Raw genomic sequence first — 13502 nt, 5'->3', positions numbered from 1 at the left:
TGAAAATTAGCATGAGCACAATCCGAAAAGCTCACTATAATTTTTCAAAATCCTTTAAAAGAAAGCTGAGGTATTGCTATGAATCTTTCCGCCCCTGGCAGCAAACCTGCAATTGATATTGTTGTGGGCTCTGAGTCAAAAATAAAAATTCATGCTGTAGAGAATGCATTTGCTTGCTACAAGGTTAATGTGATTGCGACCAAAGCACGTTCCGGGATAAACAGCCAGCCCGTTGAAAACGAAACCCTTACGGGAGCTGGCAACAGAATAAAAGACGCAAAAGCAAAGTACCAGTCAACAGGTCATAACGCTGATTTTTTGTTGGTGGCTATCGAAAATGGTATTTTCCATGAGCAGGTAAACGGTCAGGAAGTATGGTTAGATAAAGCCGTCGTTATTGTCGAGACATCCGATGGCATACAGTACATCGGGAAAACATCGCCGGTACTATTGCCTGCCGAGTGTGTCGCTATCGCCAGGCAAAGGGGATTTGAAAATATAACGGTAGGCCAGGTTATGGCCGAAGTAGACAGTACGGTTCAGCATGATGACCCCCACTCAAGTTTGCCACCTTTTAAACCCCGTCAGAAATATCTGGAAGAAACATTGGTTGAAATGGCGAGCACCTTAGAGCGGGATAAACGGATAAATCAAGTTTGAAATGCTACGCCAGATTCAGCATTACAACTGGATAATGAACGGATCAGCCGGTGCTAAGCCAAAAACTGCATTCCAACAATAAACAGAAACAGGGCAAACAGCTTCTGTAACTTATCTGCTGCAAGTCCATGAGCAATACGGGCACCAATTCGCGCAAATAGAACACTGGTCAAGACAACTCCAAGGAAAGCAGGCCAATAAACATACCCGGTAGCCAGAGCAGGCAGGCCTGAACTCTTTTCACCGAGCACCATGTTTGATAAAGCCCCCATCACGGCAATAGGGAAGCCGCAGGCCGCCGAAGTACCCACTGCCTGCTTCATTGTCAGGCTGATTCTGCGCAAAAGTGGCACAGACAGAGTCCCACCACCAATGCCAAACATACTGGAGACAGCCCCAATGACAACACCCGCACTCACCAGCATTGATTTCCCCGGCACTCTGACACCTTCATAAACCTTAAACCCGAACCACATTTTTGCTGACACCAGAATCGCAAATACGCCAAGAAGCTTCTGCAACAGGTGCCCACTCAAATTCACGGCGGTATAAACCCCAAGAAAAGCACCGGCAAGAATACCGACACTTAACGTGACAAATATCGCCCATTGAACAGCTCCAGCATCCTGGTGCGCTTTGATGGAGCTTAGCGATGTGACCACCATGGTAGCCAGGGATGTGCCTACCGCCATGTGGCTCAAAACCTCAGGGGACATACCCTGGACGGTGAAGCTGAAGATCAGTACAGGAACAATAATCAGCCCCCCACCAATACCAAACAAACCAGCCATTACTCCGGCACAAGCCCCCAGGACAAGGTAGAGGAGAAAGAGCATTGTTATCCCTTACAAAAAAAATCAGACTGGCAATTATACGACGATAAAGCATTATCAGGTGAGTCTATTTTCAGGGAACGCCGGTTAAACTGCAATGGCACTGACTTAAGCTTAAAAGCCCCGCAAACATGGGGATTGATACAGGTTGAGAGATTTGAATTGGAACCACAAAGCACACAAAGAGCACTAAGAAGAGCTTTTCTTTTCCTTTGTGCTCTTTGTGTGCTTTGTGGTTCAAATCGCAGGGTGCCTAAAGCCTACGTATGGCAAGACTTTCACTCTTAAGTCAGTACCATTGGGTTAAACTGACATTTCAATGATGATAAGCCAATTCAATAAAATTTCTTTTTTGAGATTTTTATGACAATCAACCAAATCTTATGATCAATATTTATACGACAAAATATATTCAAATAGTCGAAAAATTAATCTAGACTGGCTGGATACCTATTAAACAGTTGGCTGTTTTATCCCCACCCCACTCTGTTATTTCACAAATAACTCCTGAAAAATCAAACCGTAAAAGGTATAGACATTCTTACCCATTAGTTCTATAACGTAAATGTACGTACACTTTTTCATTATTGATAATGTGTCGTTCAAAAGGATAGGAAGACTTCTGAAAATCATAATTAAGCAGTACGCCTTACAAGACTCACAACGATCAGGCGAGGGGGAAAACAGATGTCCATATTTGCTCAATACCAGCAGAGATACGAGTCCGTCCAGCAGGAAGAGATGAGTCTCACGGAGTACCTGGAGCTCTGCAAAAAAGATCCCTGGGCTTATGCCAACGCCGCTGAACGTATGCTGAAAGCGATTGGTGAGCCTGAGGTGATTGATACTTCCCGGGATCCACGCTCAAGCAGGATCTTTTCCAATAAACTGATTAAGCAGTATCCGGCGTTCAAAGAATTCTATGGCATGGAAGAAGCCATTGAACAGATCGTCTCTTATTTCAAACACGCCGCACAGGGCCTGGAAGAGAAGAAACAGATTCTCTACTTACTGGGGCCAGTGGGGGGCGGTAAGTCATCCCTTGCGGAAAAATTAAAGCAGCTGATGGAGAGAGTACCGTTCTATGCCATCAAGGGCTCTCCGGTTTTTGAATCCCCCCTGGGCTTATTCAACCCGGATGAAGATGCCGATATTCTCAAAGAAGAGTACGGGATACCAAGCCGGTATCTTAAATACATTATGTCACCCTGGGCCGTTAAACGACTGAATGAGTATGGTGGTGATATCTCCAAATTCAGAGTGGTTAAACTCTACCCAAGTCGTTTGAATCAGGTTGGTATCGCCAAAACCGAGCCAGGGGATGAGAACAATCAGGATATTTCCAGCCTAGTGGGTAAAGTGGATATTCGTCAGCTGGAAGAATATTCCCAGGACGATCCGGATGCCTACAGCTTCTCCGGCGCGCTGTGCCGGGCGAACCAGGGTATCATGGAATTCGTTGAGATGTTCAAGGCACCCATCAAGGTATTGCACCCGCTGCTGACCGCAACCCAGGAAGGTAACTACAACAGTACCGAAGGCCTTGGTGCCATCCCTTATGAAGGTATTCTGCTGGCGCACTCCAACGAGTCTGAGTGGCAGTCTTTCCGGAATAACAAGACCAATGAAGCCTTTATTGACCGGGTTAATATCGTTAAGGTGCCCTACTGTGTAAGAGTCAGTGAAGAGATCCATATCTATGAGAAGCTGCTTGAACACAGCTCCCTCAAGGATGCCCCCTGTGCACCGGATACCCTGAAGATGCTGGCACAGTTCACCACACTGTCCCGTATCAAAGATCCGGAGAACTCATCTATCTACTCGAAGATGAAGGTGTACGACGGTGAAAACCTGAAAGATACCGATCCTAATGCCAAGCCTTTGCAGGAATACAAGGACATGGCCGGGGTTGATGAAGGTATGAACGGTCTTTCCACCCGGTTTGCCTTCAAGATTCTGTCCAAGGTCTTCAACTTTGACCCTTCAGAGGTGGCGGCAAACCCGGTACACCTTATGTATGTTCTGGAACAGCAGATTGAACAGCACCAGTTCCCGGAAGAGGTACATGATCGCTATCTGTCGTTTATCAAAGAGTACCTGACGCCCAAGTATATCGAGTTCCTGGGCAAGGAAATTCAAACCGCCTACCTGGAGTCCTACTCTGAGTATGGTCAGAATATCTTTGATCGCTACATCACCTACGCTGATTTCTGGATTCAGGATCAGGAGTACCGTGATCCGGATACCGGCCATATTCTTAACCGTGCTGCACTCAGCGAAGAGCTGGAGAAAATTGAGAAACCTGCGGGTATTGCCAATCCCAAGGACTTCCGGAATGAAGTGGTGAACTTTGTGCTCAGGGCCCGGGCCAATAATGATGGCAGGAACCCCAGCTGGCTGAGCTATGAGAAGATGCGCACCGTGATTGAGAAGAAGATGTTCTCCAATACGGAAGACCTGCTGCCGGTCATCTCATTCAATGCCAAGGGATCCCAGGAAGACCAGCGCAAACATGCCGATTTCGTCTCACGAATGGTTGCCCATGGCTATACCGAGAAACAGGTTCGCCTGTTATCCGAATGGTATATCCGGGTTCGCAAGTCTCAATAAAAACGACGTCCGTCTGCCATCACCGGCAGGCGGGCATAACTCTTATGCCCTGTATTAGCCAGGGCAACTCTCTATTAAGCGAACATTAGCAACCATCGGGGGAGCGTCTTTATGAGCATCATAATCGACCGACGCCTCAACGGAAAAAAGAAGAGCACTGTCAACCGACAGCGTTTTCTGAGGCGTTACCGCAGCCTGGTCAAAGAGGCTGTACAGGGTGCTGTTGATCAACGCTCAATCACCGACGTTGAAAGCGGCAGCAATATTACCATCCCTAAGAAAGACCTGAGTGAGCCCTTTTTCCATCATGGTCAGGGCGGGCATCATGGCCATGTGCATCCGGGTAATAAAGAGTTTAACCAGGGCGATCGCATTCAGCGACCACCGGGAGGCGGCGGCCAGGGCACAGGGGATGGCAAGGCCAGTGACAGCGGTGAAGGCGCTGATGACTTTGCCTTCCAGATCAATCGTGATGAATTTCTTGAGTACCTGTTTGATGATCTGGAACTGCCCAATCTGGTCAGGAAAGAGCTGAAAGACAGCACAGACTACAAACTAAAGCGCGCAGGCTTTACCACCGCCGGATCGCCGGATCGCCTGAACGTGGTCCGATCACTGCGTGCTGCCCATGCACGGCGGATAGCTCTCTCTGGTAAAGACCGGAAAGTGATCAGAACGCTGAAGCGGGAGCTGCGGGAAATGGAAGTCAGCCCGGATGAAGTTGACCAGCTTCAGGCCCGTCGGCTCCGTGAAGAGATCAATGTACTTAACAAAAAATTGAAGCGCCTGCCATTTATTGATGATTTTGACCTGCGTTTCAACAACATGGCCAAAGTGCCACAGCCTTCCAGCAAGGCCGTGATGTTCTGCCTGATGGATGTTTCCGGTTCCATGACCCGGGAAATCAAGGACATGGCCAAGCGCTTCTTCCTGCTGCTCTATCTGTTCCTGGAGAGAAACTATGAAGCGGTAGAGGTAGTCTTTATCCGGCACCACAGCGAAGCCCGTGAGTGTGATGAGCATGACTTTTTCTACGCCAGGGAAACCGGGGGAACGGTGGTATCCACAGCCCTGCGCCTGGCGGATGAAATCATCACTGACCGATACTCCCCCAACGAGTGGAATATCTACATCGCCCAGGCCTCCGATGGCGATAACTGGGAAGCCGACTCCAGTAAATGTCACGATATTATTCTGGAAAAGTTGCTGCCGGTTTGTCAGTACTACTCCTATGTAGAGATCACCGATCGCCATCACCAGAACCTATGGTATGAGTACAAGACAATAGAGCAGGCACACCCGGGACATTTTGCCATGCAGCAGATCCGCAGCTATGCGGACATTTACCCAACCTTCCGCCGCTTATTTGAGAAAAAGGAGGGAAGTCATGTTGGAAGTTGAAGCACCGGTAAGAACACCGAAAAAAAGAAAAGAACCGCTCTCCACCGGTTCCGACTGGACATTCGAGCTACTGGAGATCTATGACCGGGAGTTCGCCCGGCTGGCCGATAAGTTCAGGCTGGACACCTATCCAAACCAGATAGAGGTGATCAGCTCTGAGCAGATGCTCGACGCCTACTCCTCTGTTGGCATGCCATTGATGTATAACCACTGGAGTTATGGCAAGACATTCCTCAGCAACCAGCAGAACTACCAACAGGGAAGAATGGGGCTGGCCTATGAGATAGTGATCAACTCCAACCCCTGCATAGCGTATCTAATGGAAGAAAACACCATGCCGATGCAGGCGCTGGTGATTGCCCATGCCTGCTATGGTCATAACTCTTTCTTTAAGGGTAACTATCTGTTCCGGCAGTGGACCGATGCCAGTGCCATTATTGATTACCTGCTGTTTGCCAAAAGCTATCTGGCCAAATGTGAAGAGAAGTACGGCATCAGCGCCGTCGAGGACATTCTGGATGCCTGCCACGCCCTGATGAATCAGGGCGTCAATCGCTATGTTCGGGCAACGCCCATGTCTGCGGAGCAGGAAAAGGCGCGCTCACAGGAGCGGGAGGAGTATATTCAGCGCAACCTGAATGACCTCTGGCGAACCATCCCTGTGCGCGAGACTGAACAGGAGAAAAAAACCGTTCGCTTCCCCAAGGATCCGGAAGAGAATCTGCTGTACTTTATCGAAAAGAATGCGCCGCTATTGGAAACCTGGCAGCGGGAAATTATTCGTATTGTGCGTAAGATTGCCCAATACTTCTACCCGCAACGACAGACCCAGGTCATGAACGAGGGCTGGGCAACGTTCTGGCACTACCACCTGATGCATGAAATGTACGACGAGGGCCTGATTACCGAAGGCTTTATTATGGAGTTTCTGCATTCTCACTCCAGTGTCGTATTCCAGCCGGATTTTGATGACCCAAGATACAGTGGCATCAACCCCTACACCCTGGGCTTCAATATCTTCCGGGATATACGCCGAATCTGCGAGAATCCAACGGATGAAGACCGGGAGTGGTTCCCGGACCTGGCCGACACTGACTGGCTGGATGCGGTGCACTTCGCCATGCAGAATTTCAAGGATGAAGGCTTTATTCTTCAGTACCTGTCGCCTAAGGTCATGCGGGATATGCGGCTGTTCAGCATCGATGACAATGAAGTGAACCCTTACCTTGAGGTGGATGCCATCCATGATGACCCGGGCTATCGTCAGCTGAGGGAAAACCTGGCCGCACAATACAACCTGGGGAACCGGGAGCCCAATATCCAGGTCTACAACGTGGATGTCCGTGGTGACCGTTCACTGACCCTTCGTCATTACATGCACAAAGGAAGGCCCCTTGATAAGAACAGCACCAGTGAAATCATCAAACACCTTCACCGCCTGTGGGGCTTTGATGTAAAACTGGAGTGTGTGGACGAAGAAAATATTGTTCAATATGAACATACGCTGCCTAAAGAGAAGCAATCCTCAGAAACTGTTTGAGAATAACGCCCGCCGGGGCGACACTACATCAAGGATGGCAGAAATTTAAGGATAAAAACTCCATTTTGTTCGGTGAATAGTGGGTTTATTCACCGAACAAACCGGAATTCTTAATCCCAATAGTTCTATGCTGGCCAGTTCTGCGTTGATCCACTGCATCGGATTTCAACACTCTGTTATCTGATCATCCGCCTGCTGATCTCCCTTCAATCGCTCAATATAAGCATTCAAATGTGTTAAATGACTGGAAGCACCTCCAAAAAAATTTCACCAACCAATGGAACCAAACCGGTGAATGAAAGTCAGAGTTAATGAATTTGAGAGATATCTCTACCTGTTTTACAAATCTTCCAGACAGATGTGTAAAGATGGATAATTTATTAGCAAATACGCCGTCAAGGGCGATAGCTGGTTCACGTAAGCCATCACCCAGTCAGGGAGATGATAACTCATTTCCAAAGCCAGTGGCTGCAAAGAGCACAGTAGCCATACAGGAAAGTGGTGCCCTGGCTGCTGCAGCGATGCCGAAACAGACGTCTGATTTTAAAATAACGAAAGTAGACAATATAACAAAGTCTGATTGCACCAGTTTTAAAAACAGGTGCTTCAGGAATCTGCTTCCAGTACTCGATCAGAAAACACTGTTAGAGATCATCAGTGAGTTTAGCGATGATGACATTAAACTTATTCTGACGCTTGGGCGTTATCAAGACAACAACGAACACTATTTTAACCAGCTCAAACGGTTCGACTTACCCGATGAATATCATACCAGGGGCCATGAAGAGGGACTCAAAAAATTTAATGCGATGCATCACGCAGAGAGCCCTAAGTTATATGCCTTGTTCAGAGATACATTGTTGGCAGAGGCCAGAGGTAGCAGCCGATTGGAAGATGAATTTGGACTGTACTTTACCCCGTCGTCTGTCTGGTTGAATCCTGTGGCAGAGAAACTGCGATCATTGAACTGCAAGAGAGGTATCGAAGTGATGGGGGGTAAGGGGTATCTCTCTTACTTTCTGAAAAAGTATGGTTTCAGGATGGTGGTAAGTGACAACCACAGCAATTATCAACACCCGGCTGCGGCTTCACCACCGATAGTTGTCCGGAATGAAAACTCACTCGATACAGTGGTGAAATATCAGCATAGATCCGATTTTCTGGTAATCAGCTGGCCACCCCTACCGACATATTTGCCAACGCTTGAAGAGTATTTCTCACAAGAACATCTCGATGATTATCAAATACTCAGGGCATGGGGCATAACCAAGCCTGTACTATTTATCGGCGAAAGGCCAACGCACACCAACAATGCTACAGGAAGTGCAATTTTTCACGAACACCTGCAAATGTATTTTAATGCCTGCAAAATTCCAGAGTACCAGGGACGATGTATCGGCGCTCTTGACGAGGCAATTATCTTCGTACCCAATGGGAAGAAAATGACCACCGTAGAAGATCTTCAACCAATGATGGAAGAGGCATGTAAGCAGCAATAAGCTGATTAATCCATTCCACCATAGAGATCCCTGGGCAAGTTAGTCTGAATTTTCTGCTGATTGCATCAACGACGGCAAAAATAGCCAAATGATGTCCGGGCTTAAATTGCTTACGTTGCTCATATGCGATACAGGCAATTCTGATTTCTGCCGCTCCCCACTCACACTTTGGATATCCTGTGATTTCTTGAGCATTCAGACGGGTCATTTGAACTATTTCCTGTTTTATTAGTCCAAAATCGGAAAGTAACTAAATATCAAATTTATATGCCTCAAAGCTTGCAAAGAATCTTGAGTATTCCGGCCATGGAATCCTCGATCACATTGTTCAGTTCGTTTTTTGAAGATATAACCTCACGCTTTTCTGACTAGTGCCAGAACTGTTTGACAACAGAAGGGCATAAGGTTTTACCTAGCCTTCACAGGAAACAGAAATGAATAACCTATCTCCACCCAATACTCTACTTCCAGCCTCCGATGTTCCGCCGTCAAAAGAGTCTGAGCAAATCGCCCAGGCTTTTGCTGGTCTCAGGGAGGTTAAACCCAGTGATATCGACAATGAACATTCGGAATGCCCGCCAGAAATCGCAAGTTATTCTCTTCAGAAAAGAACCGTTGCCATGTTTTTTGGGGATCGTTTCACACGGCTCAGGGCGATTGCTGACTCTCCTTTCATGGAATTCGCCTTGTTAGCTGATATCAACTTACTCGAGCTGAATGAGTCAGGTTGTTTGTACCCAGTGTACGACAGTACATTTAAAACCAGGAATGAGATACAAATACCCGACACTAGTTCACTTTCAATATCAGGCACAAATAATTCCGGGGCAAGCAGTTCTGAAAAAATTATTAATCGTTACGATAGTATACCTGCAACTACCACCCTACGGGATGAGGTCCTGAAATGTGCTACTGAAGTACTTTCCTACCCCCCTGACCAAAACTGGTCAAAACGTGATGCACATCTAATGACTGGCATAGCACTCACTTCACTGGGACATCTCCATCATCTTCACCCCAATTTCCCCAGCGACAGAAAAACAATCGAACAAAAAATCTCCGAGCTGAACGAATACGTTTCAAGGCTGAAAGCAGCGTATGAATTGGATGACCAAGAAAATACGAACGTTATTTTTGATTGGCCATGGAATCTTCGATCACATCGGTCAGCCCGCGGTTAAAGATATAACCTGACGCTGTTCTGACTGCCACCAGCCCCCATGGAGCCTGAGAGAGCAGGAGAGCATAAAGCTTCACCTGGACAGCATCCCAAGTCTTAACTCAGTCAAAGAGGAAAGCAGGAATGATTAACCTACCGCAAACCGGTACTACCGCTCTTGCAGAATATGTTCCACAATCAAGGGATGAACAAGTCGGCCACGCTTTTGCTGGTAACAAGGAGGTTAAACCCAGTACTACTGGTAATGAATGTTCTAAATGCCCTTCAGAAAGCACAAGCCCTTCCCTTCAGGAAAGAACCGTCGCACTGCCCGTTGGGAATCAGGACACGCAATCTGGCAAGAATGAGAATGTTGCCTCTCCGTTGGTGGCTCCCTGGCTTGCAAGTGATACTGATCAGCTCTTAGACAATCTGGAGGAGGTTATGCAAGCAGCTAATAACCTGCTTTCCACCTCCATCGACCAGAACTTGTCAGAATTCAATGCATTATCGATGAGAGGCAGAGCATACTTGATAATGGGAGATCTCCAGATGATAAACGACACATTCTCTACTCTCTCCGGATCCGCCAGCCATAACAAAAGCGAAACAATTGATCAAAAAATCTCCGAGCTGCAACAATTCGATAAAAAGCTGGAATCAGTGCACAAATAGTTTGGGTGAAAGTCTTATACTGATAAGTGCCATGGATCTTCTGAGAGAATCTCCTGCTCTGCCACAACCATGAGGTGATGCAGTTCATTTTCGTAATCCTCCCAGTGGAGACCTTGGCCTGACTGAACAAGAAGAGATAACCGATGTTGCAGCGTCTCAATTGCAGAGCAGTAACCACTAGCGGGAATGGTCAGTGGCTGACATAATTCCAGGAGGTCGGCCTCTCGCAGATGATTATTTTGTCACAGGAAAGTCATATCTGCATCTCGAAGCGGTTCTTGTCTGGATATTTTGGTACCGGGAGGAGGTAAATGCAGCACTGTCTTCATTCAATAAGGCTTTCCTTTCAAGAACCTCTTCGACTCATTAAGTCCTGTGGAACATGAGAAGTTCCCGGGTCTCCAGCCTGTGTAACCTGTGTAACATGAGAACTTCACAGCTCTCCATTTTATAGCAGCAGTTTGTTGACTATCACTGATATTATCCTTGTATGGTTGTAATTTTCCCTTCAATTTATTGAATTGAAAATGAAGCTCTTTATAGGATTGAGAATGAAGCTCTGCCAACTCTGATTTTTCTTGTTCAAACCGAGCCTCCATTTCTTTTAGCTCCAATTTTGCTTGCTCAAACAGAGCCTCCACTTCTTTTACCTCTTCTTCGCTTGGGCGAGCAGGAAACAAATCCATAGCAATACTTGCTTTAATGAAGAGTTGTTTGACTTTTTCCTGGATAAACTCTCTTTTCTGATCTTCATTTTCCAGCCTTTCTGAAGTAGCAAACTGATAGGCCGAACTGGGTTGACCGACCGGGAGCCCACTGAAGCCCATCGAGCCATCGTCTTCTGCCACAATATTGCCATCACCTGCCTGGGATGCCTCTTTAGTCCCGGTGAACGGCTCTTCGGCAAAATGGCCGTTGACTTCATCAAGCAACTGCTGAACCCCTGACTGGAGCCTGAGGATCAAGCCAGTAACGTTCTTGACCTTTTGCCCCTGGCTGCACCCCTGGCTGTCATCCACCGGTAGAGCGCAGGCACCAGAATCTTTTCCCGGGTTACTCAAGTTGTAGGATCTCGTATCTTGTTGGTACTCTGCCCTTGTGCACATTCGCTCTGCGATACTCTCAAACGCCTCACGGTCTTTGCCCCGCAGGAAACTGTCAATCTCGCTTAAACTGATCATCCAGCGATCAAATTTTACCGGGGCTGCGCTGGCGCTTTCTCCCTCTTGATCGCCATGAAATTGAGGTTGGGTCTCAGCTGTGTTTTGGGCAGAAATTGATGGCATACTCATAGCCAGTTACCCCTTCAACTCCAGGTCAACATTAGACTTCAGAGTTTTGCCACAAGATAAAGTTCAAACATTGGGCTAGACGATTTAATTATTTCCAGGCGATGGTGACAGCCGTTCTTTAAACGTCCTTTATTATGTAATAAATAACTCCCATATCTTCTCCAATAGCAAATTCACAGCCTTATCATGCCGGTTTATGGCAGCGATCCTGAGCGGGGCTATCTCCATCAGGGTTCCATCCTCTTCTTTAACCCCGCAGGCAGAGTACAGCACGCTGAATTCAGGATTGCATACAACCAGATCGTTTTTCCCGGTTCTCTTCCTGCTCTTGTTGATAGATCTGTTTGTTCAGAACTTCGATCTGCGTAAGCATATTTTCAATATGCCTGTTAAGCATCAGATGCTCATTTTCATAGGCTGGTATACCAACGAATTTTATGATCAGTACTTTTGCTGCTTCTGATGACTGAAGATAGAAATCCCTAAGCTCCATCATTTTACCCAAGTGTTGCTCTCTAAGGAGGTCTAAGTGGGAGCATTGCAGAAACTGTTCCTCCAGATATTTAGACTTGCGAAAAAATTCTTTCCAGTAATCACCAAACTCTTTTTCAAGAGGATCTATCTTATTCTTAACTTCACTGTTTGTAGCTGTTTGTTGACTATCACTGATATGACCCTTGCAGGGTTGTAGTTTTTCTTTCAATTCATTGAACTGAGAATGAAGCTCAGCCAGCTCTAATTTTGCTTGCTCAAACCGAGCCCCCATTGCTTCCAATACTCGTTTTTCACTATTGTCGCGTCCAATGGACTGTATATCCTTGCTGCTCCCTATGTTGACGACCTCTTCCAGCTTATCCAAACGGTGATGAAAATCCTTTACCTGAAGCTCCTCAAATTGCTTCCTGACCTCTCTGAATTTTCCAGAAAAATGTTTAAGCCCCAACGTTTCAATACTGTTCAACTCTCCCTTGATCCACTGCATCTGATTTCGACACTCTGTTATCTGACCATCCCCCCACTGATCTCTCATCAATCGTTCCATGTGAGCACTTAAATACGCTAACTTTGTTTCAGTCTCATGCGAAAGGGCATCATAAGAGAGCGTTGGAGCTACCGGCGTTGCCGCTGGATCAGCCGTCGCAAAAGACGATGAAGGCACTGTAGCAGACTGATAAGCCGGATCGGGTTGACCGGCAGGGAGCCCACTGAAGCCCATTGAGCCATCGTCTTCTGCCACAATATTGCCATCACCTGCCTGGGATGCATCTTTAGTCCCGGTAAACGGCTCTTTGGCAAAATGGCCGTTGACTTCATCAAGCAACTGGTGAACTCCTGACTGGAGCCTGAGGATCAAGCCAGTAACGTTCTTGACCTTTTGCCCCTGGCTGCACCCCTGGCTGTCATCCACCGGTAGAGCGCAGGCACCAGAATCTTTTCCCGGGTTACTCAAGTTGTAGGATCTCGTATCTTGTTGGTACTCTGCCCTTGTGCACATTCGCTCTGCGATACTCTCAAACGCCTCACGGTCTTTGCCCCGCAGGAAACTGTCAATCTCGCTTAAACTGATCATCCAGCGATCAAATTTTACCGGGGCTGCGCTGGCGCTTTCTCCCTCTTGATCGCCATGAAATTGAGGTTGGGTCTCAGCTGTGTTTTGGGCAGAAATTGATGGCATACTCATAGCCAGTTACCCCTTCAACTCCAAGTCAACATTAGACTTCAGAGTTTTGCCACAAGATAAAGTTCAAACATTGGGTTAGACGATTTAATTATTTCCAGGCGATGGTGACAGCTGTTCTTTAAACGTCCTTTTTTATGTAATAAATAACTCCC

The 13502-nt window shown here is 47.0% G+C and carries 10 protein-coding genes; 7 read left to right on the top strand and 3 right to left on the bottom strand.

All coding sequences use genetic code 11. The features are described 5' to 3' along the window. Positions 1 to 78 precede the first annotated feature (78 nt). Positions 79 to 660: a DUF84 family protein gene (locus J7439_RS06680; RefSeq protein WP_209201056.1), complete on the top strand. Its 582-nt coding sequence runs from the start codon at positions 79 to 81 to the stop codon at positions 658 to 660. A gap of 53 nt (positions 661 to 713) precedes the next feature. On the opposite strand, the gene J7439_RS06675 is transcribed toward J7439_RS06680, so the two are convergent. Beyond that, positions 714 to 1496 (bottom strand): sulfite exporter TauE/SafE family protein, encoded by a 783-nt coding sequence (locus J7439_RS06675; protein ID WP_209201055.1) that lies wholly within the window; start codon positions 1494 to 1496, stop codon positions 714 to 716. A gap of 684 nt (positions 1497 to 2180) precedes the next feature. On the opposite strand from J7439_RS06675, the gene J7439_RS06670 reads away from it, so the two are divergent. From J7439_RS06670 to J7439_RS06645, 6 genes are all read left to right on the top strand, one after another. Then, entirely contained in the window at positions 2181 to 4103 is a 1923-nt protein-coding gene (locus tag J7439_RS06670; protein WP_209201054.1) for a PrkA family serine protein kinase, read from the top strand. A 111-nt stretch (positions 4104 to 4214) separates the two neighbouring features. Further along, complete coding sequence (locus tag J7439_RS06665; RefSeq protein WP_209201053.1) at positions 4215 to 5504, top strand: YeaH/YhbH family protein; 1290 nt, start codon at positions 4215 to 4217, stop codon at positions 5502 to 5504. Next, a complete protein-coding gene (locus J7439_RS06660; protein ID WP_209201052.1) occupies positions 5491 to 7044 on the top strand; it encodes a SpoVR family protein in 1554 nt (517 codons plus the stop codon). Before J7439_RS06665 ends, J7439_RS06660 begins: the two co-directional genes overlap by 14 nt. A 368-nt stretch (positions 7045 to 7412) precedes the next feature. Further along, entirely contained in the window at positions 7413 to 8543 is a 1131-nt protein-coding gene (locus J7439_RS06655) for a hypothetical protein (protein WP_209201051.1), read from the top strand. Between the two features lie 434 nt (positions 8544 to 8977). Beyond that, complete coding sequence (locus J7439_RS06650) at positions 8978 to 9724, top strand: hypothetical protein (RefSeq protein ID WP_209201050.1); 747 nt, start codon at positions 8978 to 8980, stop codon at positions 9722 to 9724. A gap of 122 nt (positions 9725 to 9846) precedes the next feature. Next, positions 9847 to 10377 carry a hypothetical protein gene (locus tag J7439_RS06645; RefSeq protein ID WP_209201049.1) on the top strand — a complete coding sequence of 177 codons (531 nt, stop codon included), beginning with the start codon at positions 9847 to 9849 and terminating at the stop codon, positions 10375 to 10377. A gap of 329 nt (positions 10378 to 10706) precedes the next feature. Here the strand turns inward: J7439_RS06645 and J7439_RS06640 are convergent, their stop codons facing one another. Further along, positions 10707 to 11396, bottom strand: a complete 690-nt coding sequence (locus tag J7439_RS06640; protein ID WP_209201048.1) for a hypothetical protein — start codon at positions 11394 to 11396, stop codon at positions 10707 to 10709. A gap of 553 nt (positions 11397 to 11949) precedes the next feature. Next, positions 11950 to 13350: a hypothetical protein gene (locus J7439_RS06635; protein WP_209201047.1), complete on the bottom strand. Its 1401-nt coding sequence runs from the start codon at positions 13348 to 13350 to the stop codon at positions 11950 to 11952. Between the last annotated feature and the right edge of the window lie 152 nt (positions 13351 to 13502).

This window comes from Salinisphaera sp. G21_0, assembly GCF_017744115.1.
In the GTDB taxonomy this organism is placed as follows: domain Bacteria; phylum Pseudomonadota; class Gammaproteobacteria; order Pseudomonadales; family Endozoicomonadaceae; genus Endozoicomonas.
Note: the sequence above shows the minus strand (reverse complement) of the source record. Positions and strands in the feature narration are given on the sequence as shown.

What these genes read in the sequence shown, in the direction of transcription:
- J7439_RS06680 (WP_209201056.1), top strand. Translation starts at nt 79, where the DNA reads ATGAATCTTTCCGCCCCTGGCAGCAAACCTGCAATTGATATTGTTGTG.
- J7439_RS06675 (WP_209201055.1), bottom strand. Translation starts at nt 1,496, where the DNA reads ATGCTCTTTCTCCTCTACCTTGTCCTGGGGGCTTGTGCCGGAGTAATG.
- J7439_RS06670 (WP_209201054.1), top strand. Translation starts at nt 2,181, where the DNA reads ATGTCCATATTTGCTCAATACCAGCAGAGATACGAGTCCGTCCAGCAG.
- J7439_RS06665 (WP_209201053.1), top strand. Translation starts at nt 4,215, where the DNA reads ATGAGCATCATAATCGACCGACGCCTCAACGGAAAAAAGAAGAGCACT.
- J7439_RS06660 (WP_209201052.1), top strand. Translation starts at nt 5,491, where the DNA reads ATGTTGGAAGTTGAAGCACCGGTAAGAACACCGAAAAAAAGAAAAGAA.
- J7439_RS06655 (WP_209201051.1), top strand. Translation starts at nt 7,413, where the DNA reads ATGGATAATTTATTAGCAAATACGCCGTCAAGGGCGATAGCTGGTTCA.
- J7439_RS06650 (WP_209201050.1), top strand. Translation starts at nt 8,978, where the DNA reads ATGAATAACCTATCTCCACCCAATACTCTACTTCCAGCCTCCGATGTT.
- J7439_RS06645 (WP_209201049.1), top strand. Translation starts at nt 9,847, where the DNA reads ATGATTAACCTACCGCAAACCGGTACTACCGCTCTTGCAGAATATGTT.
- J7439_RS06635 (WP_209201047.1), bottom strand. Translation starts at nt 13,350, where the DNA reads ATGAGTATGCCATCAATTTCTGCCCAAAACACAGCTGAGACCCAACCT.